Origin of the sequence: Brevibacterium sp. VCM10 (assembly GCF_000583215.1) — a bacterium.
Lineage (GTDB): Bacteria > Actinomycetota > Actinomycetes > Actinomycetales > Brevibacteriaceae > Brevibacterium > Brevibacterium linens.
On the sequence record NZ_JAJB01000009.1, the window covers coordinates 67,145 to 90,767 of the forward strand.

Sequence of the window (23,623 nt, forward strand, 5' to 3'; positions counted from 1 at the left end):
TGGGGAAGGTGGATACCAAGGCGCTCAAGTTGACTGCGATCGCGGCGACGATGCTCGACGGCTTCGTCCCGACGACATGGACTCCCCTGCCGCCGCTCGACGCCGGAGTCAGAGTCCTCCTCGGCGATGGCGATCAGCAGCTGGTCGCATCGGCCCAGACCCGGCTCGATCGCTCCGCGGACATCGGTTCGGCCGCAGAGGCCGGACGCATCTATGAGACCTTGTATCCGCATGCAGACTTCACCTGGCCGCGCCTGCGGGCCATCACCGAGGTGGACTCCGATTACTTCGACACCGCAACGCCGACGACGGTGACACTGGCCGATCCGCTCCCGGGCGCACCTCTCGGAGATGTTCCCATCGCCGATACGGCACGGGCCAGTTCGTTCGCGCAGGCTCTGGCGACTCTGCATTCGGCCGCGCCCGAGCCCGTCTCCGATGCGGGATTCCCTGTGGAGGATCCCTCTCGGTCGCAGTTCCTCATCCTCGAACGACTCGATCAGGCGGCGAGCACCGGTCGTGTGCCGTCGTCTCTGCTCCAGCATTGGGAGGAGGAGTTCGAAAAGGTCGCACTGTGGCATTTCCTCGCCACCCCCATCCATGGCTCTCTCGATGAGACAAGTGTCTACACCGATCAGGAACGGGTGCTCGCTCTTGCCGAGATCGGCCGTCTGCGCGTCGCCGACCCGGCCATCGATCTGGCCGCGGCATCGGCATTGATCGATCCTGCCGCCCTGCCGACCTTCTACGAGGAATACCGCAATTCCCGGCCCCGCGCCGACGAGCACGTCATCTCCCGTGCCGAGCTGTTGGCCGAATTCGCGGTGCTCGACTGGCTGCTCGAAGCAGTCGACTCCGGGGATGAGACGGCCGTCGACGACGCCGCAGCGCTCCTCACGTCGTTCGATGAAGTCCTGTTCGGCAGCGCATCCGATGGCCCCGCCTCTGCTCACGGACCTGCCACGGACTCCGCTTCCGGGGCCGTCGACGAAGCAGACGGCGCAGCAACTCGGGGTTCGGCATCAGCGACTGCTGCAGCGGGCGCCGATGCCCCTGACGTCGAAGCCGCGATCACGGAGACCGAGACCTCCGATGTGTTCATTCCACGAGCTCAAACGACGGTGACATCGTCCGAAGACGATTCGGAGTTCGATTCCGAACCGGGCTCGCAGGTGAGGACCGAACCGACCCGGGACTCCGATGACCCGGATGTCGGCGACCCGGATGTCGGCGACGACACCGGCAGCAGCCGCTGAGCTCAGTCGACGTCGTTGGCTTCGAGCCATTCGACGACGTCGTCCTCATCAGGCAGATCGGTGAACCGCACGACCTCATCACTGCCGACGAAGTAGAAGGTTCCCGTCACCTCGGTGATCTCCGGATGGACGCGCAGAATCGCGAACCGGTAGAGCGCGAGCTGCCATTTCATCACCTCGAGCACTGACGCCTCGGGTTTCTTCGAGGTCTTCCAGTCCACGACTTCGGCGTGGTCTCCGGTGATGAAGACAGCATCGATCTTCCCCGGCACCCGGAATCTGCCGAGGACGAGTTCGAAGGACATCTCCACATGATCGGCTCGACGAGTCGCGAACTCGGAGGCTGAGAACGTCGCTTGCAGCCGTTCGATCGTCGCGGCGTCGATCGGTCGCACCGCTTCGTCCTCGCCGATGTCGATACTCGACTGCCCGAAGTGCTGTTCCACCCAGGAGTGGAAGGTCGTCCCGATCTCGGCCGCCCGGCTCGGCGGTGCCGGGATCGGGCGCAGGGTCTGCGTACGGAAGCCCTGCGGGTCCCGTCGCCATGCGACCAGAGCCGTGGCCGACAGGCGGTCGGGCATCGCCGCCGCGGATACGGCTTCGGGGCGGTCACCGATGCGCAGGGCCTGAGCCGCGTAGCGTCCGATCATTCCTGGCGCCTCGGCCAAGGACTCCAAGCTGACTTCGGTGCTTGCTTCCACCCAGTCTGCGGCTCGCTGTGCGGCGGCGACCTGCCTCGTGCGCGGTACCGGCCAGGGAGTGGTCTCGATGCGGTCCTCTGCCGATTCGTCGGCAGGTTCCGGAATCTCCACCTCCAGCCCCGAGGCTTCGATCGCTTCGGTGAGGAAGGGCGACGGGTCATCGGGCACGGCGCGCGAACCCATCAGCTCCGCCCCGAGCCACAGATGCCTCTTCGCGCGCGTGAACGCCACATAGGCCAGTCGCCGCTCCTCCCCCACATGCGCGTCGGCGATCCGCGGGCGGATGGAGTCTCCGATCCACTCGTCCAACGCCTTCTTCGTCTCGAATTCGGCTTCCCGAAGATCGAAATCGACGAGGTGGGTGCGATCGCCGCGCAGCGGGTACGGCAGCGCCGTGCGGTCCATCCACCCCTCTTTGTCCCGCGGTTCGGTCGGAAAATCCTTGACCACCAGGGAGGGAACGGCGACGGCATCGAACTCCAGCCCCTTCGAGGCGTGGACGGTCATGATGTTGATCGCGTCGGCAGCCGTCGTCGGTTCGGCCACGCTCAGCGCATCATGGGCTTCCATGAGGCTGAGCCAGGACAGGAAGCCTGTGATCGAGGGTTTGTCATCGGTGGCCGAGTACTGGCTGGCAGCGGACAGGAACGCGTCGACGGAGGCTCGGTGCAGATTGCGCAGCGAGTCGCTGAGTCCCCAGATGTCGGAGTCGATTCCGGTTTCGGACATCGCAGTGCGGATGATCGAGCTGACCGTGCCCGTTCCGGACCGGGTGGCGCGCAGCGCGCGAGCCAACCGGACCAGACGATGCAGCCCCTCCGAGCTCAGGCCGGACCGCTGATAGTCGGCGACGAGTCCCTGGTCCGCACCCGTCCGGGCCCCCTGATCGAGGACTCGCTGCACGTCGATGAGTTCATCGACGCCCTCGACGATGGTCGCCTGGTCGATGGCTTCGGCGATGACCTCCTCGGTGTCCGGCTCGGCTCGCTCCGACGCTCGTCTCTCGGTCTGGCGACGAGTGAAGGTCTGCAGCCCCGCAATGTCGCCTGCACCGAGGCCGAGCATCCGGCCGCTGATGAGCCTCATGATCTCGTCTCCGGCCATCGGATCGACTGCGGCCGTGAGCACCGCGCGCAGATCGGCGACGAAGGGATCGGAGAGCAGCCCGGAGGATCCGTGGACATGAACGGCGAATCCGGCGGCTTCCAGCGCCGCCGCCACCGGTGCGAAATGGGCGCGTTTGCGACACAGCACGGCTTTCGACGAACCGGCGGGGACGGTGCGGAACCATTCCGTCAGGGAGCGCAGCCCGGTGGTGAGGAAGTCGGGATCGTGGGCGCCCGAGCTGATCTCGACGCTGACTTCGCCCTCGCCGGCACCATCGCGGGCCGACAGCGGGGCCTCGTCGCTGTCGGCGAGACCGGCGGCGATGCGGTTGGCCACCTGCAGGATCGACCGGTCGTTGCGCCAACTTGTGCTCAGGGACAGGGACTCGACATCGCGGAAGTCCGAGGAGAAACGGACCATGTTGTCGGCGCTGGCGCCGCGCCAACCGTAGATGGCTTGGCGGGGATCGCCGACCGCGGTGACGGCGCTGGAGGCGAAGAGGTCGCGCAAGAGAGTCAGCTGGGCCACCGACGTGTCTTGGAATTCGTCGAGGAGGACGATCTTCCACCGGGCTCTCTCCGCCTCCGCTGCCGCCGGCACCTCGTCGATGATGCGCTGAGCGAAACGCACCTGGTCCGAGAAGTCCATGGCCAGGTTGCGTCGCTTCGCACGCATATACGCGTCGGCCAGTCGAGCCGTTCGGATCTTCGCTTCGAGTTTCGCCCGTCGTCCGTTGGGGTCGACGGGCTTGCCTTTGCTCGACACCAGAGCGTCCAGGCACTGCTCGAGATAGTCGGTGACCTCATCGACGTCTCGCCCATGATCATTCATCTGTCCGGCCAACGCGATGACGTCGGCGATCATCGTCTCGCGGGAGAAGTTCCCGGGGATCTCCTCCGGTGGAGTCGCATCGATGAGGTTCCCGGCGATGGTGTGTGCCGCGGCGTCATCGAGGAGGACAGTCTCGGGTTCGATGCCGATGCTCACTCCGTGTTCGCTGACGATCGCTGCGGCATAGGAGTTGTACGTCGACACGGTGGGGTTGTCGAGGCCGGGCAGGGACAGGTCCTGTCCGTGCCCGAGATTGTGCCGCAGACGGGAGAGGAGCACGCGAATGCGCCCGCCGAGTTCTCCGACGGCTTTGCGGGTGAAGGTCAGGCCGAGGATCTGTTCGGCAGAGACGAACTCGTTGGCGACCAGCCACACCACGCGCTGCGAGATGACCGTGGTCTTTCCCGAGCCCGCCCCGGCGGTGACCTTCATCGACTGTGCGGGGTCGGCTTCGATGATCACCTTCTGCTCCGGACTGGGAGGGAAGGCCTGGGCAGGATCGGCTGCGGTGAGTTCGGCAAGCTCCTCGGCAGTGAAGCGCATCAGTTCTCCTCCAACATCTTCGGACCGATCGCAGGACACGACGAGCGGACGGGACAGGACTGGCATTTCTGCGGCTCCACCCGGGCGGGGAAGCTCGCGGCACGCATCCTGCCCGACACGTCGGCGATGAGGTCACGTGCCCATTCAGGATTCTCATCGACGGCCAGTGCAGGCTGCTCCCGAACGGTGCGGGCAGACTTGCGCAGGAACACGAGTTCGGCGCCGAAGGCGTGTGCATCGATTTCCCGATCCTCGCCGATGCGGATGGTGCCGGAGTTGATCGCTTCCTGATACACACCCAACTGAGCGTGCCGGTCCATCTCCTTGCCCGGGACGACGTTCCGTCCGGTCTTGAAGTCGACGATGCGCAGTCCGCCCTCGACTTCCTCGACCCGGTCGAGTCGACCGGTGACCTTCCATTCGCGACCGTCTGCGTCGACGCCTGCTGCATAGACCTGTGCTTCGACGCCGACCAGGCGACCCGGGGTCGTCTTGATGTACTCGCCGAGGCGGTCGGCCATGCTCATCGCCACATCGAATTCCCGTTCGCGTTCCCATTCCGCGTCGAATTCCAGAGACGAGAACTCCTCTTCGACGAAGCTTCGGATCGCGGAGGTCGGTCCTTCCGGATAGTTCTCGGCTGCGGCGTGGATGATGGTTCCCAGGCTCTGCGCTGTCGACATCGGGCGGTCTCCGCCGTTGCGAGTGAGGAACCACCGCAGCGAGCAGTCGGTGAATGCTTCGACCTGGGACGGTGAGACGCGGACCGTATCGGAGTCGGTGAACAGCGGCTCGATCGTCGTGATGTCCTCTGCTTCGCGCCACTGCGTCGGCGGCTCGACCGACTGCCCGGCATTCGACAGTGCCCGCATCAGGGCGGCCCAAGACTGTGTCTCGGAGTCCGGGGCCACAGAGCCTTTCCGGTCTTCACCTGCTCCGAGGAGCGAATCCGCCGACGCCGGACCCGAGGCCTCGCCGGCGGCTGCTGCGGCCGCCTGCAGCAGCTGGGCGCGGGCATGGGCGGCCATCTCCGGCAGCGTCAGCGGAGGAAGCTCATCCTCGTGGGTGATCGCATAGCCGTCACCCGCTTCGGTGCCCTCGGCCGAGCCGGCGGCGAGCACGTCGAAGAACGGGGACGGTTCGGTCTCAGCATCGGTGACTGCGGTCACGATCGCTCGTTCCTGCGCCCGGCTGAGCGCGGTGAAGAAGAGCTCACCCTCTTCGCGCAGGTTCGTCCGTTTCGCATGCGCGTGATAGCCGGGATCGCCGGTGACCGTCTCACCCGAGTCGAGCACCGCCATGAGATCGGTGAGACCGAGGATTCCACCGCGCAGCTTCGGATTCGGCCAGACGCCTTCATTGACTTCGGCGATGATCACCAGAGGCACACGCACATGGGCCAGCGACGACGGGGTTCCCACCAGGACGTGATCGGCGAACCCGGCGGTATCGGCCAGGGAGTCCTGGGCGATGTCCTGTTCGGCGACGATGCCGGCGAAGGAGCGCGCAGTGAATCCTCCGCGGTCGGCGATCTTCTCGGCCAAGGCGAACAGTCGCAGCACCGAGTCGAGATAGCCGTCGGCCGCCGACTCCGGGTCGCGCAGCGCTTCGGCCTGCCATCTGTCCGCGACCCCGGCCGCATCCCAGATGCTCCACAGCGCCTGGTGGGGGTCGCTTGTGCCGACCTCCGCCGCGGCGTGGAGCATGCGTGAGATCGTGGCGAGTCCCTGGGGGGACGATTCATCGATGGGGCTGCGCAGTGCCTGCGCCAGCGATGCCGTGCTGCTGGGAGCGGGGAACCGCCTGCGGACGGCTCGACGGAAGCGGCGGATCTGCACGGGATCGAGGCGGACGTAGATGCTGCCGGCCAGTGTCAGCGCGAGTTCGGCGATCGACTCGTCGTCGTCGAAATCCGGAGTCGACGACAGCAGGTCCAGCAGCGGTGCGGTCGCCGGGTCGACGTTGAGCGGCTGCATCAGGGTCGCGATCGAGACGCCTGCGGCTCGCAGCTCGTTGGCGATCACGCGGGCGCTCGAGGAGTTGCGGCAGATGAGGGCGACATCAGACCACGAGTGGCCCTGTTCGACGAAGTTCGTGATCCGCCGGGCCAGATACCGATGTCCGGAGGCGCTGCCTTCGAACACGTGCGTCTCCACGGGTGCCTCGGCCGCAGCCGCGGTTGAAGCCTCGTCCGTCTCCGGACGCGGGCGGGGCATGTGACCGGCCGACCAGCGAGTGGTGATCCTGGCCCCGAAGCCGTCGATGACCTTCGCCAACGCAGGATCGACATCCCACTGGCGGTCGAGCACGACCGTCTCGAAAGCCGCGTCGGCCGAGGCCCGATCGATGATCGACGCGTCGGCGCCGTGGAATCGCCCGGTCACTGTCTCGGGAGAACCGAACAGGGCGATCGCACTCCCCCGCGCCCGCAGCTGCTCGAGGATCCCCCAACTGGCGGCGGGAAAGTCCTGAACACCGTCGGCCAGGACGACCGTGGGCACCCGATCGGGAGCAAAGGTCCACGATCGGCCCGCGGTCACCTCGGCGGGTTCACGGAAGATCTCGAAGGCGGCCAGCGCCAGCACGGTCGCGGAGTCGATGCCCCCGTAGCCCGGCATCGACATGATGCCCAGGTATTCGTCGAGGATCTCGGCCACCGCCTGCCACCGCGGATCGGGATTGTCTGCCAGGACACGGTCGAGGGCACCGCGACCGAAGTCGAAGACGTGCTCGGAGGACTCGGGCGACGCCTCCGGCATGCGCATTCCGAAGTCGAATTCCATCACTCGGTTGAGCGCGTCGCGGACCTCGGTGCGAAAAGCGGAGGTCGACCGCACCTCGGCCGTGATCTCCGACGGCCACGCCGGGCCGCGGGCACGACCGATTTCGTGGCCGGCGAGGAGGTCGGCGAGGAACACGTCCTGATCGGCTCCGGAGATGAACTCGAGATCCTCGCCTGTCCGCGTCGTGTGTGCGGCACGGGCGATTCCATACGCGAATGAGGCCAGACTGCGGGCCGGAGCCGAGGACAGCACCGCATCAGCCGGCAGCTGGAGACGATTGCGCAGCACATCGGCGTGGTCACGATCGGGAGTGAGCACGAGGACGGACGCCGGATCGATCGTCGACACCAGCTGTGCGTAGACCGACTCCAGCAGAGCCGTCTTCCCGGTTCCCGGTCGCCCGATGATCGTCAGGCAGTCGCCGGAGAGCAGAGTGCTGCCCAATCGCTGCGTCATCTCATCCATACTCGTATTCCATCACGGCACGCTGACATGAGACTTCCGAATCCGCAGCCGGCGCGTCGTCGAAGCCAGCGCGGATGCCCGGAGCACGGCCGGACTTCGCGTAGCATTGAAGAATGTCGAGTCCACAACAGAGATTGCCCCGTGACCAGCGCCGCGACCAATTGGTGGGTGTCGCGCGTTCCGTTTTCGCCACCCGTGGATATCGGACGACCTCGATGGACATGATCGCCGAGGCTGCCGGTGTGTCCAAGCCCGTGCTCTATCAGCACTTCGATTCCAAGCAGGACCTCTATCTGGCCCTCATCGATTCCTCGGCGGCGCACCTCGACTCCCGCCTGGCCGAGGCTCTGGGGTCGACGACCGATCCGCATGAGCAGATCCACGCGACGTACCGTGCCTATTTCGACTTCGTGGTCTCACATCGCGAAGAGTTCGTCATCATCTTCAATTCGGATGTCTACGAGCCGAAGGCCGAGCAGAAGCTGCGCGCACTGCGCGAGAGTTCGGCGACACGCGTCGTCTCCGCACTGAAGAACTTCGCTCGCCTCAGCGACGATGAGGCGCAGCTTCTGTGTCGGGCTCTCATCGGCACCGCTGAGGTCGTCGTCAAACAGATCGACTCCCAGCGCGGCATCGACGTCGACACGGCCGTCGAACTGCTCACCCAGATGAGCTGGGGCGGCCTGCGCTCGTTCGCCGAACGCTGAGCTCGCACCCGTCCCTCAGCCCTCAGCGGAATCCGCGCGGAAGAAACCCCTGCCTGCGGACGTTAAGCTGAACACAGTCCCATCCGTCATCGGTCACCGAGCATCGGCACAAGGAGCACCATGGAAATCAAGATCGGCGTCAAGCAGACCCAGCGTGAGATCATCGTCGAAACAGACGAGGATGCGAAGGCTCTCGCCGCCCGCATCGAAGAGAAGATCCAGTCCGAGGGGCTGTTGACCTTCACCGACACGAAGGGCCGTCAGGTCTTCGTTCCCTCCGCTTCGCTCGGCTACCTCGAAATCGGTGCCGAGACCTCGCGTCGTGTGGGCTTCAGCGCCTGAGCTGCATCTCAACAGCGGCACAGCCCCGGTCATCGTGACCGGGGCTGTGCTGCGTCCGCCGCGGTTCGCAGGTCCCTCGCTGAGTCGTCCGCGAGCCGAATGATCGCGGGCCCGCCGTGGAATCCGGCGTCGGAATGCGGAGTCAGGCGACGAGGCCGAGTGCCGACATCCGCTTCGAATGGTTCGATGTCACCGCCGGGATCAGTTCGACGACGAGATCTTCGTCGAGGCCGAGGAACGGGTCGGTGAGCAGACTGCGGGCCCGCCCCAGGGTCTCAGCGACGAGCTTGCGACCCCACAGGGCCAGCCGTGAGGCCAACTGTGTGTCGACGGCCACTTCGGAGGTCAGACGATTGCGCGCATATTCGCTGGCACGTGTATCATCGAGAATTGCAATAGCCAGGCTGTATCCGGGCTCCGCGAGTTCGTTCACCGCCGTGCGGTAGAAATCATTCATGATTCCGTCGAAGACGAATCCCTTCATGAGGCTTTCGTACCAGTCGCGAGGACGAGTCCTTTCAGCCAGAGTGCTGAAGGTCGGTTCGAAATGCTGACAGAGCTCGATCACATCCTGGCCCATCTGATCGATGTGCTGTGAGAGCTGTTCGAAGTTCGCGAATGACTGAGAGGCCAGCCGCGCCAGGATGACCTTGTCGTCCAGATCCGCTGCGGTCGTCGCGTTTGTGGCCATACGTTCGAAACCGGTCAGCTCGCCGAACGCGACAAGTGCGAGCGTTGCAGCATCATTACCGGCCAATGGGACAGAATCGGGCATAGTGCAAGACTACCGGTTCGCACCATGACAAGCGCAGACGCGCTAAAAGGAGTTTGGAATATGGCGGAGACAGAAGCGGATTTCGCGGAGCTGGGAGTCGCCGGACCGATCGTGGCCTCGCTGGCCTCGGCAGGAATCACCCACCCCTTCCCCATTCAGGCGCTGACTCTGCCCGTGGCGCTGTCGGGAGCCGACATCATCGGGCAGGCGAAGACAGGCACCGGAAAGACCTTGGGATTCGGAATCCCCCTGCTCCAGCGCGTCGTCGGCAAGACCGAAGACGCCTCGGTGACCACCGACCCCGAATCGACTCCGGACAGCCTGAACGATGCCAAGGGCACTCGGCTGCCGCAGGCTCTCGTCGTCGTCCCCACCCGTGAGCTGGCCAAGCAGGTCGCGGCCGATCTCGTCACCGCTTCGGTGCAGCGCGACATCGATATCATGACCATCTACGGCGGCATGGACTTCGACCCGCAGATCAACCGTCTCAAGTCCGGCGTCGACGTCGTCGTCGGCACCCCCGGTCGCCTCCTGGACCTCTACGGTCGCAAGATCCTCAAACTCCACCGCGTCCGCACCGTCGTCCTCGATGAGGCCGACGAGATGCTCGACCTCGGCTTCCTGCCCGATGTCGAGAAGATCATCAACGCGGTGCCCGCGCACCGTCAGACGATGCTGTTCTCCGCCACCATGCCTGGCGCGGTCATCACCCTGGCCCGCCGCTATATGAATCAGCCCACCCATATCCGCGCTCAGGATCATGAGGATCTGTCGTTGACGGGCAAGAACACGACTCAGTTCGTCTATCGTGCCCATTCGATGGACAAGTCCGAGCTCGTCGCCCGCATGCTCCAGGCCGAGGGCCGCGGTCGCACGATCATCTTCACCCGCACCAAACGCACCGCCGACAAGCTCGCCGCCGAGCTCGAGGATCGCGGCTTCGCGGTCAAGGCCCTCCATGGGGACCTCGGCCAGTCACAGCGTGAGAAGGCCCTGAAGTCCTTCCGCGAAGGAAAGGTCGACGTGCTCGTGGCCACGGATGTCGCCGCCCGCGGTATCGACATCGACGATGTCACCCATGTCGTGAACTACCAGTGCCCTGAGGATGAGAAGACCTACGTCCATCGCATCGGACGTACCGGTCGAGCCGGCAACTCCGGTGTCGCCATGACCCTGGTCGACTGGGATGACATGCCCCGCTGGCGACTGATCAACAAGGCCCTCGGACTCGATTTCGACGAACCAGTCGAAACCTACTCAACGTCCCCGCACTTCTTCTCCGACCTCGGCATCCCGAAGGGCACCAAGGGCCGCCTGCCGCGCCAGCACTCCGATGCAGAGGACGAGAAGTCCACCGGAGAACGAAAGAGCCGTCGATCCGAACGTCGCGGATCCGGCCGCAGCCGTTCCGGCTCTCGCCGAGGCGGCTCATCCGAACGTCGTGACGCCTCGTCGGCAGCCGGTGAGGACGGCCGCAAACCGCGTCGCCAGCGCAATCGTCGCCGCACCCGCGGCGGCAAGCCGGTCAACCGTGCGCAGGGCGGACAGTCGGGTCAGGGCGGCCCGGCGTCCGCCGACTCCAACCAGGACTGATCCGTCCGCGGGCGAGACCGAGTCCCCGCACAACCCCGACGAGGGGCCCGACCGAGTGGTCGGGCCCCTCGTCGATGTCGATGCGGTGCCGGTCCTGCTCGTCTTCCAGTCTGTCGGACTTCTCGCGCTCGTGGCCGGTCTGTCGTATGGGCTCAGCCCTGGATGAAGTCGACTCCACCGGGCCGTGACGCGGCGCGTTCGAGCAGCTTTGCGAGCATATGGTCGGAGGTGACGTGCTCGCCGAGACGATTGGGTTTGCCCGTGCCGTGGTAGTCGCTCGAGCCGGTGATGATGAGGTCATGCTCGTGCGCCAGCCGCCGCATCGCTTCGCGCTCCTGCGGAGGATTGTCCCGGTGGTCGACCTCGAGTCCGTCGAGGCCTGCGGCGATGAAATCGGTGATCGCCGAATCAGGGACCACCCGGCCGCGCATGGCCGCGCGCGGGTGAGCGAAGACCGAGACTCCCCCGGCTTCGCGAATGAGTCCGATCGCAGTGATCGGGTCGATCGTCGGCAGAGACACATGGTATTTTCCCTGGCTGGACAGAATCGACGAGAACGCTTCGGTGCGAGTTTCGACGACACCGGCTGCCACCAGCGCATCGGCGATATGCGGACGTCCGATCGTGGCGTCTTCGCCGGAGACCGAGAGCACCGCATCCATATCGATCGGATAGTCTTCGGCCAATCGTTCGATGATGAGGTGTGTGCGGTCGAGGCGGGCCCGCCTCGTCTCCTGCACGACTTCGGCCAGACCCGTATCGTACGGGTCGTGCAGGTACGACAGAAGGTGCACGCTGATGCCCTCGTAGCGGCAGGAGATCTCCATTCCCCGCACCAGTCCGAGCCCGTAGACGCGGGCAGCATCTTCGGCAAGGGTCCAACCGGCGGTGGTGTCGTGGTCGGTGAGTCCGACGACGTCGATGCCCTCCATCGAGGCTTCTGAGATGAGTTCGGAAGGAGTCTGGGTCCCGTCCGAGAATGCGGTGTGCACATGGAGATCGATGACCATGGTCACAGTGTATCTGCATCTGTCGTTCCGACTTCCACATGTGCACTCCATGTCACTCCACCCGTCTAGACTGGCGGTATGACAGAGCACAATTCAGAACTCCCAGACTCGACACAGGACCTCGCAGACCGCGTGAACAATCGCTCGCATCGACCGAATTCCACCGCCTTCCGCGACTTCGTCGCCTCCGGTTGGGATCGCACACCTCTCGATGCCGAGGCTCTCGCCGCCGCCGGTTTCACCCCGGCACGCCGCGACGCCGTCTCGGCAGCCTTCCCCGGTGAGCGGCTCGTCGTTCCCGCCGGCGGACTCAAGGTCCGCTCGAACGACACCGACTACCGTTTCCGTGCCCATTCCGCGTTCATCCATCTCACCGGCCTGGAGGCCGATTCCGAGCCCGACGCCGTTCTCGTCTTCGAGCCCGAGGGCGACGGCCACGACGTGACATTGTACTTCCGTCCTCGAGCCGGCGCCGACACCGAAGAGTTCTTCTCCGATTCCCGCTACGGCGAATATTGGGTCGGACCCCGCGCCGACCTCGAGGCCATGTCCCTCATGACCGGCATCGCCACGGCGAACTCCGCCACCGTCGATGACGCCATCACGAAAGACCTCGGTGCCATCTCCGTCCGCCTCGTCCGTCAGGCCGACACTCGCATCGACGGAGTCATCGAGCTCGCTCGCACCCAGGTCCAGGCCGATCTCGAGACGTCCGAGGCCGGAGATGCGGAACTGGCCCAGATGCTCTCCGAGCTGCGCCTGATCAAGGACGACCACGAGATCGCCCAGCTGCGCGAAGCCGTCGCCATCACCCGAGCCGGATTCGACAATGTGGTGGCATCGCTGCCGACCGCACTCGAACACCGCCGGGGAGAACGAATCGTCGAAACCGCGTTCGAAACCGCTGCCCGCTCCGACGGCAATGGGGTCGGCTATGACACGATCGCCGCCTCGGGCAACAATGCCTGCACACTGCACTGGATCCGCAACAACGGCCAGGTTCGGGACGGTGACCTCATCCTCGTCGACGCCGGAGCCGAAGCGGATTCGCTCTACACAGCGGACATCACACGCACCCTGCCCGTCTCAGGGACATTCAGTCAGGTGCAGGCGAAGATCTACGATGCCGTACTCGAAGCCTCCGACGCCGCTTTCGCCGTGGCCGCCGAACACACCGACCGTCCCGTGAAGTTCCGAGAGGTCCACGAGGCGGCCATGGAGGTCATCGCGACGCGTCTCGAAGAGTTCGGCGTGCTGCCGGTCTCCGCCGCCGTTTCGCTGTCGCCGGAAGGACAGCAGCACCGCCGGTGGATGGTCCACGGCACCAGCCACCACCTCGGCCTCGACGTCCATGACTGCGCGCAGGCGAGAGCGGAGATGTACCTGGACGCCACCATCGAGCCGGGAATGATTTTCACCATCGAACCCGGACTGTACTTCAAGTCCGATGACCTGCTGCTGCCCGAGGAGTTCCGCGGCAATGGTGTCCGCATCGAGGACGACGTGCTCGTCACCGCCGACGGAGTGGAGAATCTCTCCGCCGACTTCCCCCGCACCCGAACCGAGGTCGAAGCCTGGGTGCAGGGACGGGACCGGGACCGCTGATGACCCCGGGTGCCGCCAGCAGGCCGGGTTGGGACGCATGCTCCGGCCCGGTCCGCGGGCGCGGAATCCTCGAGATCCCCGGCCTGCGCCTCGGTCATGCCGGTGAGCTCACCGACACCCGCCTGACCGGGATCACCACTGTGCTGCCCCCACCCGGGTCGACCATCGGCGTCGATGTCCGCGGCGGCGGTCCCGCCACCCGTGAGACCGATGTCATCGCGCCGGGAACACACTCCTACGGTGCCGATGCCATCGTACTCACCGGCGGCTCCGCGTTCGGCTTGGGCGCCGTATCCGGTGTCGTCGACACTCTCGCCGAGGCGGGACTCGGGTTCCCCGCTCCCGGACTGGCCGATACGGTCATTCCGCTCGTTCCCGCGGCCGCGATCTACGATCTCGGCCGCGGGGACGGTTCCCTTGCCCCGCCGCAGCCGGACGAGGGCACACAGGCGACACGCGCGGCGCTCTCCGGCCGAACGGGCGAAGTCCGAGGCAGCATCGGAGCAGGTACAGGAGCTCGGTCCGGGTTTCAGACCCTGCGGGGTGGACTCGGTTCCTTCGCCGTCCGTCTGCCCAGCGGGACCACTGTCGCGGCTCTTGTCGCGGCGAATTCGCTGGGGACGATCGGCACACCGTCGGGCGGTCTGTGGTTGGACCCGCTGCTGCGCTCAGTCGGTCTCGATCTGCCCACGGTCCACGGGCTTCCCGCCGCACCGTCACCGGGTTCGAGATCCTCGGCGAAGAACACGACGATCGCGATCATCGCCACCGACGCGCGACTCGATCCGGCCCAGACCACACGGATGGCCTCGGGAGCACATGCCGGCATCTCGCGAGCCGTGCAGCCTTCGCACACTCTCTTCGACGGCGATACGGTCTTCGGCATCGCCACCGGAGCCCAGGATCTGCCCACCAACCGTGACGCCGCTACCCGAGAGCTCGTGATGATCTCCGCTGCGGCGGCCGATGCGCTGAGCTTGGCGATCCTCGACGCCCATGCTTCGGCGACCCCCGTCGACGGCGCTTGGGGACAGCCGCCGACGCTGAGCGAGATCGCACCGGATTTCAGCTCGGAGTTCACCGCACTCTGATCACGGAGACGGGGCCCGCCGTTCGGCGGGCCCCGCTCTTCTCAGTTCTCCGCAGCTCGCGGACATCGTCATCCGTCTGCCGCGCTGAGCTTCAGCTCCTTCTTCAGCGCTCAGTCGTTGCGAGCCGACTGAGCCTCGTCGGAGTCGAGACCCGACGGATCCCGGACTTCCTTCTTCTGCTGGGCGTCGAAGCCGTCCTGACGCAGCAGCTTCTGCGATTCGGCCTTCGCCGCAGCCTCGTCCTCGACCACGGTGAACCGGACCGTCTGCGTGAAGTCACGACCGTAGCGATCGGTTCCGGTCACCTCGGCGGTGTGCGTGCCCAGATCGAGATCCGACGGGATCGCGGTCCGCCACAGATGCGAGCTCGACCGGCCCACATTGCCAGACGTCCGCAGGTTCTGCGAGGCCGTGTACGGATCGGTGTATTCCCAGCCCTTGGCCAAGGCTTCGCCCTTGCCCGGCTGAGTGTGCTCGGACCGCTTCGGCGCCTTGCCGTCGAAGCTGACCTCCACGCGGGCGTCTGCGGTGCCGGCGAGGAAGCTCGAGGTCAGCCAGGTCTCGCCCTGCGTGAGGTCATCGCGGGTGACGACGCGTTCGGACACCGCCTCCGGGGCATCGCCTTCCCTGTCCGCGTCCTGCCACTCCTGCGCCTTCTGCGCCCAATCGCGCCACTCAGGCGAATTCACTCCGAGCAGCAGCTGGTGATCTTCGGACTCGCCTCGCACGGTGTAGCGTTCGCTGCGCGAGCTACCGTCGTATTCGAGGGTGAGCACGCCCGGCTCCGACGCGTCCTGGGTGAATGCGTACGGCAGTCCGTCGGCATTGAGCCCGCCGGAGTACCAGTCTCCGGAGACGGCGCCGGCCACGATCTGTGTATTCGGCAGCTTCTCGATCCCGGCCGCGGCCCATTCCTTCCGCGTCTGACCTGCCACGAGGTTCTCCTGAGTGTGCGTGTGTCCGCCCACGGTCACGGCGTTCGGGTAGTCGGCGATGACGTCGTAGAAGTCCTTCGCATTGTCGACGACGACGTCTTTGTGCGTGAGGATGGGCGCATGGGTGGCGATGACGACCTGAGCGTTCCGCGGAACGTTCTGCAGATCGTTCTCCAGCCAGGTCAGCTGCTCCTGACTGATCTTCTCCTTGTACTTCTTCCGGTTCGCCTTGCCCTCGTACTCGATGCTGTCGAGGACGACGAAGTGGGTCTTGCCGACCTCGTAGGAGAAGTACGAGGGCCCGAACTGGTCGCGGAAGGTGTCGAGGGCGTGCGAGTCATCGACCGCGTCGTAGTCCTGATCGTGGTTGCCCGGTGCCACTCGCACGGGGCCATTCATCTGCGAGTAGATGTCTCGCAGTTCGTCATTGAGGCTGAGGTCGTCACCGACGTTGTCGCCGAGCAGAAGCACACCGCAGGCCCCGTAGTCGCTGCGGTCGGCGAGGTCGCCGACGGCACCGTCGCGGGCATAGCCCATCTCGGTCGTGTCATACGCCTGGGTATCGGCGGCGATCGGGCAGTTCTGGTCGTCCTGCGCCGAAGCCTGCGACTCGATCATCGGGAAGTTCACGGCCTTCGGTGTCTCACCGGTCGGTTCGATGCCTCCGAACTCGAGGTCTCCGGAGCCTTCCGGCAGATGGTTGTAGCTGAACTGTGCGATCATGTCCTCATCGACGGGCACCTGCCATCCGGCGGGCTGAGTGATCGAGACGGTCATGTTCTCTCGCACGGGCAGCGCGTAGCGTCCGTCTCCGTCCGTGAGGACGACGTCGGCTCCGTTGCTCACCGCGACGCCGGAGACGCCCTCCTCATCACCGTCGAGCTTCGAGTTCTCATTGACGTCGTCGAAGACCTGACCGGTGAACTTCTGCGGGTCGGCGGCCTTGCCGCGGTCGACCTGGACGTGGCCCTCGTAGAGTTCGGCCGGAGCGTCCGCTGCCACCGCCTCCGTCGGTGAGAGAAGCGGGGCGAAGAGCGAGAGCGCGGCGCAGGCCCCCAAACCGGCGGCGGCGGTGCGCGGGCGGATTCGTCGTGTCTGCATGGATTTCTCCTGTATTCGACTGTGGCGGGTTCTGCCGAGAGTTGACCCTAGGGAGACGGGGCGACAACGAGATGAAGCAGTTAGGACAGCTTGATGAATAGGAGAAGAGTCCGGATGGAACCCGACGCCCGCTGCGTCCACCTGCAGCGGATGTGATCTGGATTCAATTCCTGGAAGCGACCACTGAAATCTCTACGCACCACGTAGTCTGAGACCATGAGTGGTCCACCGAAAAGAGTCTTCGTCGCCCGACTCGTCTCCGCCCCCGTGTTCGACCCTCTCGGAGATCAGGTCGGCCGTGTCCGCGACGCCGTTCTCGTCTACCGTGCGACGATGCGTCAGTCCCCTCGAGTCATCGGCCTCGTCGTCGAGGTGCCGGGACGGCGTCGTGTCTTCGTGCCGATGGGCCGGGTCACCGCAATCGACTCCGGGCAGGTCATCACCACCGGTCTGGTGAATATGCGGCGCTTCGAGCAGCGCGAGTCCGAGACCTTGGTAATGAATGACCTGCTTGACCGGCGCCTGCGCCTGCGGGAGGACAACTCACCGGTGCTCATCGAAGATGTCGGTATCGAACAGCAGGTGAACAAGGACTGGGAGGTCACCCGCCTGTTCGTGCGGCGCGTGCCCGAACGCAGCGCATTCGCCGCGTTCCGCCGCCGTGGTGAGACCAAGCAGATCGACTGGACGGACGCCGACCATCCGGTGGATTCCGAGGTCGACCAGGAAGCCACCCAGCTCATCGCCGCCTATCAGGACACGAAGCCCGCCGACCTCGCCGATGTGCTCTTCGAGATGAACTCGTCCCGCCGCCTGCAGGTCGCCCGTGCCCTCGATGACGAACGCCTCGCCGATGTCGTCGAGGAGCTGCCGGCCGAGACCCAGATCGAGATCCTCGCGGGACTCGAGACCGAACGAGCCGTGACCGTGCTCGAGGAGATGGCGCCCGATGACGCGGCTGACCTCCTCGGCGAGCTCAGTGATGATCAGGCCGAACGGTTCCTGACGCTGATGGAGCCCGATGAGGCCGAAGATGTGCGGACGCTTCTGGCCTACGATGACGACACTGCGGGCGGTCTGATGACGACCGAACCGGTGATCCTGACCCCGGAGGCCACGGTCGCCGAGGCGCTCGCCCATGTGCGTCGGGAAGACCTGCCGGCGGCCCTGGCCGCAGCGGTCTTCGTCTGCCGTCAGCCCGTGGAGACTCCGACGGGCAAGTATCTGGGTCTCGTCCACATCCAGGAGATGCTGCGCCATCCGCCGCACGAGGCGGTCGGCATCATGCTCGACACCGAGGTCGAACCTCTGTCGCCGGAGACTCCCCTCGGTGAGGTGGCGAAGCTGTTGGCCGCGTACAATCTGGTGTCGGTGCCGATCACCGATGACAACGATCGCCTCGTCGGTGTGGTCACCGTCGATGACGTCCTCGACGAGCTTCTGCCCGAGGACTGGCGAACCACCGGTCGTGACGATCGCAGCAGGGGGTAGAGATGGCCGTCGATGATTTCGAGATCCCGAGGTCGAGCAAACGCCGACTGCCGAGCTTCACCGTCTCCCCCGAGACCTTCGGCCGCGGGGCCGAAGCCTTTGCCCGGTTCATGGGCACTCCGGCGTTCCTCGTCGGGATGACGGTCTTCTGTGCCGTGTGGCTGCTGTGGAACACCCTGCTGCCCGAGTCGTGGCAGTTCGACCCGAGGTCGCTGAACTTCACTCTGCTGACCCTCATCCTCTCCCTGCAGGCCTCCTACGCAGCCCCGCTGATCCTGCTCGCGGAGAACCGCAGCACCGACCGGGACCGCGTCGAGTTCGAACACGATCGGCAGCGTGCCGAACGCAACCTCGCCGACACCGAGTACCTGGCACGGGAGGTCGCGGCGCTGCGCATCGCCATGCGTGAGGTCGCCACCCGCGACTTCATCCGCTCGGAGCTCAAAGATCTGCTCAAGGAGCTGGAAGAGGAGAAGCAGGACGGCGACGTCGATTCCCGACCCTCCGAACAGCGGCGAGGCGGCCCTCGCGGCGGATGACGAGACGACCGCCGATAGGTAGTGTTGAAGGCCCGGGAGCACGGACCCGGGAACGAAAGGACGTGGGTATGACTGGTCCCTCTGTGGACGCTGTGAGACAGGCGCTGACCGGGGTCATCGACCCGGAGATCCGCCGCAGCATCGTCGAACTCGACATGGTCGAATCGATCGGCATCGACGGCGGCAAGGTCACCGTCACGGTTCTCCTCACGATCGCCGGGTGCCCGCTGAAGGACACGATCACCAAGGACACGGAGGCCGCGGTGGCCCGGGTCGACGGAGTCACCGAGGTGGCTGTCGTGCTGGGGACGATGAGCCCCGAACAGCGCAAGGCGATGAAGGAGAAGCTGCAGGGCTCCGGCACCCGCGATATTCCGTTCAACCGTCCTGAGTCTCTGACCAAGGTCTATGCCGTTGCGTCCGGAAAGGGCGGAGTCGGCAAATCCTCGGTGACGGCGAACCTCGCCGTGTCCCTGGCGGAGAAGGGTCTGCGCCTCGGCGTCGTCGATGCCGACATCTACGGCTTCTCCATCCCCGGCATGCTCGGTCTCTCCGGTAAGCCGACCCGAGTCGATGAGATGATCCTGCCGCAGGTCGCCCATGACGTGAAGGTGATGAGCATCGGCATGTTCGTCCCTGCGAGCCAGGCTGTCGTCTGGCGCGGTCCGATGCTCCATCGCGCCCTGCAGCAGTTCCTCACGGATGTGTTCTGGGGCGACCTCGACGTGCTGCTGCTCGATCTGCCTCCCGGCACAGGTGACATTGCCATCTCCGTGGCACAGCTGCTGCCCGCATCCGAACTCCTCGTCGTCACCACACCGCAGTCAGCGGCCGCACAGGTCGCCGAACGCGCCGGATCCATCGCCACGCAGACGAAGCAGACGCTGGCGGGAGTCATCGAGAACATGTCGTGGATGGAGATGCCCGACGGCACCCGAATGGAGGTGTTCGGCTCCGGCGGAGGTGCCAGCGTGGCCGAGAACCTCACCGCCACCCTCGAACACGAGGTTCCGCTGCTCGCTCAGATTCCCTTGGACACTCGTCTGCGGGAAGGATCGGACGCGGGCACCCCGGTCGTGCTCGGCAGCCCCGATTCGCCTGCGGCGCAGGCTTTCGACTCTCTCGCTGAGTCGCTCAAGCGACGCACTCGGGGCCTGTCCGGCAGATCTCTGGGCCTGAGCCCGGTGTGAGTCGGCGTCGCTGCGGTGCTGTTCGATGGCCCCGGGTTCAGGTGGCTTCGGGGTCGAACGGCGCCGCGTCGGCACGGTCGCGCAGGGTGACCTGGGCCTGGAACCGTTCGATGGGTGACTTCTCCCGGGCAGGGGTCGCCTCGGTGTCGGTCTGAGTCGACGTCACAGCGCCTGCGGACTCAGCGGGCGACGTTTCCTGAGTGGAACGTTCCTGACGCTTGGACTCGCGGATGGCCGCGTCCTCTTCGACGAGGGCCTCACGCACGATCCGGCGCGGATCGTACTGACGCGGGTCGAGCTTCTGCCAGTCCACGTCCTTGAAGTCGTCGCCGAAATCGCGTCGGACGCTGTCCTTCGCGCCTTCGGCCATGCGACGCATCTGTCGCACGAGGTCCCGCAGCTTCTGAGCGTATTCGGGCAGGCGTTTGGGTCCGATGACGACCAAGGCCACAACGACCAGAATCACCATTTCGGTGCCGTTGATACCGAACATGGTCTCAAGTCTACCGTGGACGGCGGTAGCATCGACTCATGGTCAGCACAGGTTCGACAATCCGATCCCGCCGGGAGGTGCAGTGGACGAGATAGCCGTCGAACGGGTGCTGCGCATCGTCGAGCTCGTCCCCGCCGCTCGTGTCGTCGCCTACGGCACGGTCGGCGCAGTCGCCGACTGCTCACCCCGCTACGTCGGTCGGGTGATGCGGGAATTCGGGTCGAACGTCACGTGGTGGCGAGTCGTCGATGCGACCGGTCTCCTGCCGCCCGAGATCTTCGCTCGGGCCCGCACCCACTGGGACGACGAAGGCACCGCCCATACGCATGAGCGCGTCGAACGCTCGGCGTTCCTCGACGTCGACGAACTCGATCAGCTGTGGCGCACCCACGGAATCGAACCCGGATGCGGTTAGACTTGGGAAGACTCAGCACCAGAAGGGAGGGGCCGGTTGGCACGCGAAAATGCAGGTGATCTCACCTTCTCGGAACAGTTCAACGGTCCCGATCCGCTGCTCGACGCCGCTCGCACCCATTCACATGAGTTCGGGATCGGCCCGGTCTCCCAGACCACGGCGAAGACCCTGACTCTCCTGGCCCGCCTCCTCACGCCGGTCGCGGCTGTCGAAGTCGGCACCGGCGTCGGAACCTCGACCCTGTCGCTGCTGCGCGGCATGCCCAACGCCGGGATACTGACGTCGATCGACACGAATTCCACGACCCAGAGCGCCGCGCGGGATCTCGTCGACATGGCCGGGATCAGACCTGGTCGGCTGCGTCTGATGAGCGGCCGTGCCGAAGAGGTGCTCAAACGACTCGCCCCGTCGGCCTATGACATGGTCTTCATCGACGTGGAGCCGGGCAGTTTGGAGAGGATGATCGAGCCCTCCCTGCGTCTGCTCGACGCTCAGGGCCTGTTGGTCATCCACAAGACCCTCCTCAAAGGCGCTGTCGCAGATCCCGTCGATCGCAGTCCTCGCACCCAGGCTGCGCGCAGCATGCTCAACCGCATCGCAGAACAGGAGAACCTCGAACGGGTGCTGCTGCCCATCGGCGAAGGGCTGCTGCTTCTGCAGAAGGCCCGGTGAAACGAGCACAGCAGAGACTTACAGGTAAGTCTCTGCTGTTCGTGAGTGTCCGCTCGGCCGTGTGCTGCGGCCGTCGGCTCAGAGCCCCAGTGTCTGGGCGAGAGTGTCGTGGAGTCCGGTGGCTTCGTCTCTGCTGAGTTCGATCACCAGGCGACCGCCGCCTTCGACTGGAAGCCGCATCACCATGCTTCGGCCTTCTTCGGTCACTTCCAGAGGTCCGTCGCCGGTGCGGGGTTTCTGGGCTGCCATATGGGCTCTTCCTTCCGTTGTCATGCAAAGACGGTTCACACCAGGTGGACCGAATGATGTACGTACGATTATTCCATGATCCGCGCGTTCCCGGTAACTCTTCGCAACTCTTCGACCCTGTGGGCAGTCGCGGCGCGGATCGGCTGACGGTCACGGAGGCAGGTCAGCTGGAGATCACGGAGGCAGGTCGGCGGGCGGAGTGAAGTGCCACAGATAAGCGACCCACACGATCTGAAGCAGGATATAGGCCACCAGCATCGCGGCCCGATACCCTCGTGAGCGCACCAGCGCCAGCGTCAGCGCCATCGGAAACAGCGGCAGCAGCAGACGCAGGGTGGAGGTCTGGGGATTGAAGAAGATGAGCAGATACAGCCCGTAGCCGAGGCAGAACAGCTGCAGCGTCCGCCCCATATGCGCTCCCGCCGGTGAGAAGATCAGGGCGAGCATTCCGCCGATGACGATGACGAGCAGCACCGGCCCGAGCGGACCGATGAGGCTGATCGACCTTGCCACCCACTGGACGACGAACGTGGTCTCGCCGGTGTGCCAGGCCGCCTCGGTGTCGGTATAGGCCGTCAGCGATCCGGTCGCCCACCACGCGTGGATCGGGTGGATGAGTGCCGCCGCGCACGAGGCCACGCCCAGCGTCCAGGACCGGACCACCTCGCCGGTCGGATACGGATCGCTGCGGCGGCGAAGCAAGCGGTCGATGAGGTGGAAGAGCATGAAGAACGAGAACGCGACGCCGATCGGCCGCGACAGATCCATGAAGGTCACGACCGGGATCGCGGTGAGATAGCGTCTCTCCACGACGAGGAAGAGCGCCATCACCTGCAGCAGAAGAGTCAGAGATTCGGCATATCCGGTGGAGAAGATCGCGGCCGGCGGGAAGAACATGACAAGAGCCAGTCCCATCAGCGCCTGACCGGCATCGACGTATTTGCGGAAGAGGTGGAGGATGACGATCGAGGCCAGACCCGCGGCGATCGTGGACACGATCGGCGAGATGACCTCGTAGCTCAGCCCGGTGAGGTCGGAGACAGTGGCCACGATCGAGGGATGCAGCGGATAGAACGCCCATTGGTTCTCCGCGACAGCTCCGGTTTCGTCGACCGGCAGCACGCGAGGATACCCTTCGTCGGCGACGCGACCGTACCAGCCGCCGTCCCAGAAGTTGAGGAAGTCATTGAGCGTCGTCGTCACCGGCGACGATGACCAGTTCGCCGGGTCCTGACGTTTGAGGACCGCGGCGAAGATCGACATGCTCACGACGCGGGAGACGAAGTACACGGAAACCGCCTGCAGCCACACGGGCAGGCTCATGAACAGAGCGCTGAAGCGGCTGAAGCGGGAGGAGTCGAAGACTTCGGGGGCGAGGGTGATTCCGGGCAGGTCTGCAGGGCGACTCATCGTGGTCCGGCAGCCGTTTCCGGTCCGTCAGAAGCAGCTGCGGATTCGAGTTCGCTCAGGCGTGCGCGCAGCATCGCCATGGCCTCGTCGACGTCTTCCATGCGGTAGCCGCGCAGTGCGGGCCGAAATCGCACCGACTCCAGGTCCTCGACGGTGAACTCCGCAGGCAGTCCGGTCCAGCGCTCTTCGGCCTCGTCGACGGTTTCGGAAGAGAAAGCGTTGAAGGTCGCCGCGACGACGAAAACGAGGACGAAGACCGCGGCCGCGACACCGATGACAATCCACAGAGGCATACCCTCATTTTCGCATAGGCGCCTGC

20 protein-coding genes are annotated in these 23,623 nt (G+C 65.4%); 11 read left to right on the forward strand and 9 right to left on the reverse strand.

The annotated features are described in order from the left end of the window. The first annotated feature begins 8 nt into the window (after window positions 1-8). Window positions 9-1,256 (forward strand): hypothetical protein, encoded by a 1,248-nt coding sequence (locus AD89_RS17950; RefSeq protein ID WP_025776955.1) that lies wholly within the window; start codon window positions 9-11, stop codon window positions 1,254-1,256. 2 nt (window positions 1,257-1,258) lie between these two features. On the opposite strand, the gene AD89_RS0102105 is transcribed toward AD89_RS17950, so the two are convergent. Both AD89_RS0102105 and AD89_RS0102110 read right to left on the reverse strand, forming a co-directional pair. After that, window positions 1,259-4,438, reverse strand: a complete 3,180-nt coding sequence (locus AD89_RS0102105) for an ATP-dependent helicase (protein WP_025776956.1) — start codon at window positions 4,436-4,438, stop codon at window positions 1,259-1,261. Next, window positions 4,438-7,686 carry a PD-(D/E)XK nuclease family protein gene (locus AD89_RS0102110; protein ID WP_025776957.1) on the reverse strand — a complete coding sequence of 1,083 codons (3,249 nt, stop codon included), beginning with the start codon at window positions 7,684-7,686 and terminating at the stop codon, window positions 4,438-4,440. The genes AD89_RS0102105 and AD89_RS0102110 overlap by 1 nt, the downstream gene beginning before the upstream one ends. A gap of 113 nt (window positions 7,687-7,799) precedes the next feature. On the opposite strand from AD89_RS0102110, the gene AD89_RS0102115 reads away from it, so the two are divergent. Then, window positions 7,800-8,393, forward strand: a complete 594-nt coding sequence (locus AD89_RS0102115; RefSeq protein ID WP_035319664.1) for a TetR/AcrR family transcriptional regulator — start codon at window positions 7,800-7,802, stop codon at window positions 8,391-8,393. 120 nt (window positions 8,394-8,513) lie between these two features. Further along, a complete protein-coding gene (locus tag AD89_RS0102120) occupies window positions 8,514-8,735 on the forward strand; it encodes a DUF3107 domain-containing protein (protein WP_025776959.1) in 222 nt (73 codons plus the stop codon). A gap of 142 nt (window positions 8,736-8,877) precedes the next feature. Here AD89_RS0102120 and AD89_RS0102125 read toward each other — a convergent pair whose 3' ends face one another. Then, window positions 8,878-9,510 carry a ferritin-like fold-containing protein gene (locus AD89_RS0102125; RefSeq protein WP_025776960.1) on the reverse strand — a complete coding sequence of 211 codons (633 nt, stop codon included), beginning with the start codon at window positions 9,508-9,510 and terminating at the stop codon, window positions 8,878-8,880. 60 nt (window positions 9,511-9,570) lie between these two features. Between AD89_RS0102125 and AD89_RS0102130 the strand changes: the two genes are divergently transcribed. Then, entirely contained in the window at window positions 9,571-11,103 is a 1,533-nt protein-coding gene (locus AD89_RS0102130; protein ID WP_025776961.1) for a DEAD/DEAH box helicase, read from the forward strand. 152 nt (window positions 11,104-11,255) lie between these two features. On the opposite strand, the gene AD89_RS0102140 is transcribed toward AD89_RS0102130, so the two are convergent. Beyond that, complete coding sequence (locus tag AD89_RS0102140; RefSeq protein ID WP_025776962.1) at window positions 11,256-12,113, reverse strand: PHP domain-containing protein; 858 nt, start codon at window positions 12,111-12,113, stop codon at window positions 11,256-11,258. A gap of 78 nt (window positions 12,114-12,191) precedes the next feature. On the opposite strand from AD89_RS0102140, the gene AD89_RS0102145 reads away from it, so the two are divergent. Further along, entirely contained in the window at window positions 12,192-13,718 is a 1,527-nt protein-coding gene (locus AD89_RS0102145; RefSeq protein WP_025776963.1) for an aminopeptidase P family protein, read from the forward strand. Continuing rightward, the gene (locus tag AD89_RS0102150) at window positions 13,718-14,809 is read left to right on the forward strand and encodes a P1 family peptidase (RefSeq protein ID WP_025776964.1); all 1,092 of its coding nucleotides are present in this window, start codon (window positions 13,718-13,720) and stop codon (window positions 14,807-14,809) included. The genes AD89_RS0102145 and AD89_RS0102150 overlap by 1 nt, the downstream gene beginning before the upstream one ends. 110 nt (window positions 14,810-14,919) lie before the next feature. On the opposite strand, the gene AD89_RS0102155 is transcribed toward AD89_RS0102150, so the two are convergent. After that, window positions 14,920-16,845: a calcineurin-like phosphoesterase C-terminal domain-containing protein gene (locus tag AD89_RS0102155; RefSeq protein ID WP_025776965.1), complete on the reverse strand. Its 1,926-nt coding sequence runs from the start codon at window positions 16,843-16,845 to the stop codon at window positions 14,920-14,922. Window positions 16,846-17,061: 216 nt separating this feature from the next. On the opposite strand from AD89_RS0102155, the gene AD89_RS0102165 reads away from it, so the two are divergent. The 3 genes from AD89_RS0102165 to AD89_RS0102175 all read left to right on the forward strand — a co-directional run bounded on the left by AD89_RS0102165 (window position 17,062) and on the right by AD89_RS0102175 (window position 20,065). Continuing rightward, entirely contained in the window at window positions 17,062-18,336 is a 1,275-nt protein-coding gene (locus AD89_RS0102165) for a magnesium transporter MgtE N-terminal domain-containing protein (protein ID WP_025776966.1), read from the forward strand. A 2-nt stretch (window positions 18,337-18,338) separates the two neighbouring features. Next, window positions 18,339-18,875 carry a DUF1003 domain-containing protein gene (locus AD89_RS0102170; protein ID WP_025776967.1) on the forward strand — a complete coding sequence of 179 codons (537 nt, stop codon included), beginning with the start codon at window positions 18,339-18,341 and terminating at the stop codon, window positions 18,873-18,875. 68 nt (window positions 18,876-18,943) lie between these two features. Further along, entirely contained in the window at window positions 18,944-20,065 is a 1,122-nt protein-coding gene (locus AD89_RS0102175) for an Mrp/NBP35 family ATP-binding protein (protein WP_025776968.1), read from the forward strand. A gap of 37 nt (window positions 20,066-20,102) precedes the next feature. Here the strand turns inward: AD89_RS0102175 and AD89_RS0102180 are convergent, their stop codons facing one another. Next, window positions 20,103-20,558 (reverse strand): twin-arginine translocase TatA/TatE family subunit, encoded by a 456-nt coding sequence (locus tag AD89_RS0102180; RefSeq protein WP_025776969.1) that lies wholly within the window; start codon window positions 20,556-20,558, stop codon window positions 20,103-20,105. An 82-nt stretch (window positions 20,559-20,640) separates the two neighbouring features. Between AD89_RS0102180 and AD89_RS0102185 the strand changes: the two genes are divergently transcribed. After that, window positions 20,641-20,973 carry an MGMT family protein gene (locus AD89_RS0102185; RefSeq protein WP_025776970.1) on the forward strand — a complete coding sequence of 111 codons (333 nt, stop codon included), beginning with the start codon at window positions 20,641-20,643 and terminating at the stop codon, window positions 20,971-20,973. Between the two features lie 36 nt (window positions 20,974-21,009). Further along, window positions 21,010-21,645, forward strand: a complete 636-nt coding sequence (locus AD89_RS0102190; RefSeq protein ID WP_025776971.1) for an O-methyltransferase — start codon at window positions 21,010-21,012, stop codon at window positions 21,643-21,645. A gap of 78 nt (window positions 21,646-21,723) precedes the next feature. On the opposite strand, the gene AD89_RS19550 is transcribed toward AD89_RS0102190, so the two are convergent. The 3 genes from AD89_RS19550 to AD89_RS0102205 form a co-directional block, all read right to left on the reverse strand. Next, window positions 21,724-21,894: a DUF3117 domain-containing protein gene (locus AD89_RS19550; RefSeq protein WP_064485784.1), complete on the reverse strand. Its 171-nt coding sequence runs from the start codon at window positions 21,892-21,894 to the stop codon at window positions 21,724-21,726. Window positions 21,895-22,068: 174 nt separating this feature from the next. Further along, window positions 22,069-23,304, reverse strand: a complete 1,236-nt coding sequence (locus tag AD89_RS0102200) for a membrane protein (protein ID WP_025776972.1) — start codon at window positions 23,302-23,304, stop codon at window positions 22,069-22,071. Beyond that, window positions 23,301-23,597, reverse strand: coding sequence for a DivIVA domain-containing protein (locus AD89_RS0102205; RefSeq protein WP_025776973.1), 297 nt, complete (start codon window positions 23,595-23,597; stop codon window positions 23,301-23,303). The genes AD89_RS0102200 and AD89_RS0102205 overlap by 4 nt, the downstream gene beginning before the upstream one ends. Window positions 23,598-23,623: the final 26 nt, after the last annotated feature.

What these genes read in the sequence shown, in the direction of transcription:
- AD89_RS0102105 (WP_025776956.1), bottom strand. Translation starts at nt 4,438, where the DNA reads ATGCGCTTCACTGCCGAGGAGCTTGCCGAACTCACCGCAGCCGATCCT.
- AD89_RS0102110 (WP_025776957.1), bottom strand. Translation starts at nt 7,686, where the DNA reads ATGGATGAGATGACGCAGCGATTGGGCAGCACTCTGCTCTCCGGCGAC.
- AD89_RS0102115 (WP_035319664.1), top strand. Translation starts at nt 7,800, where the DNA reads ATGTCGAGTCCACAACAGAGATTGCCCCGTGACCAGCGCCGCGACCAA.
- AD89_RS0102120 (WP_025776959.1), top strand. Translation starts at nt 8,514, where the DNA reads ATGGAAATCAAGATCGGCGTCAAGCAGACCCAGCGTGAGATCATCGTC.
- AD89_RS0102125 (WP_025776960.1), bottom strand. Translation starts at nt 9,510, where the DNA reads ATGCCCGATTCTGTCCCATTGGCCGGTAATGATGCTGCAACGCTCGCA.
- AD89_RS0102130 (WP_025776961.1), top strand. Translation starts at nt 9,571, where the DNA reads ATGGCGGAGACAGAAGCGGATTTCGCGGAGCTGGGAGTCGCCGGACCG.
- AD89_RS0102140 (WP_025776962.1), bottom strand. Translation starts at nt 12,113, where the DNA reads ATGGTCATCGATCTCCATGTGCACACCGCATTCTCGGACGGGACCCAG.
- AD89_RS0102145 (WP_025776963.1), top strand. Translation starts at nt 12,192, where the DNA reads ATGACAGAGCACAATTCAGAACTCCCAGACTCGACACAGGACCTCGCA.
- AD89_RS0102150 (WP_025776964.1), top strand. Translation starts at nt 13,718, where the DNA reads ATGACCCCGGGTGCCGCCAGCAGGCCGGGTTGGGACGCATGCTCCGGC.
- AD89_RS0102155 (WP_025776965.1), bottom strand. Translation starts at nt 16,845, where the DNA reads ATGCAGACACGACGAATCCGCCCGCGCACCGCCGCCGCCGGTTTGGGG.
- AD89_RS0102165 (WP_025776966.1), top strand. Translation starts at nt 17,062, where the DNA reads ATGAGTGGTCCACCGAAAAGAGTCTTCGTCGCCCGACTCGTCTCCGCC.
- AD89_RS0102170 (WP_025776967.1), top strand. Translation starts at nt 18,339, where the DNA reads ATGGCCGTCGATGATTTCGAGATCCCGAGGTCGAGCAAACGCCGACTG.
- AD89_RS0102175 (WP_025776968.1), top strand. Translation starts at nt 18,944, where the DNA reads ATGACTGGTCCCTCTGTGGACGCTGTGAGACAGGCGCTGACCGGGGTC.
- AD89_RS0102180 (WP_025776969.1), bottom strand. Translation starts at nt 20,558, where the DNA reads ATGTTCGGTATCAACGGCACCGAAATGGTGATTCTGGTCGTTGTGGCC.
- AD89_RS19550 (WP_064485784.1), bottom strand. Translation starts at nt 21,894, where the DNA reads ATGGCAGCCCAGAAACCCCGCACCGGCGACGGACCTCTGGAAGTGACC.
- AD89_RS0102200 (WP_025776972.1), bottom strand. Translation starts at nt 23,304, where the DNA reads ATGAGTCGCCCTGCAGACCTGCCCGGAATCACCCTCGCCCCCGAAGTC.
- AD89_RS0102205 (WP_025776973.1), bottom strand. Translation starts at nt 23,597, where the DNA reads ATGCCTCTGTGGATTGTCATCGGTGTCGCGGCCGCGGTCTTCGTCCTC.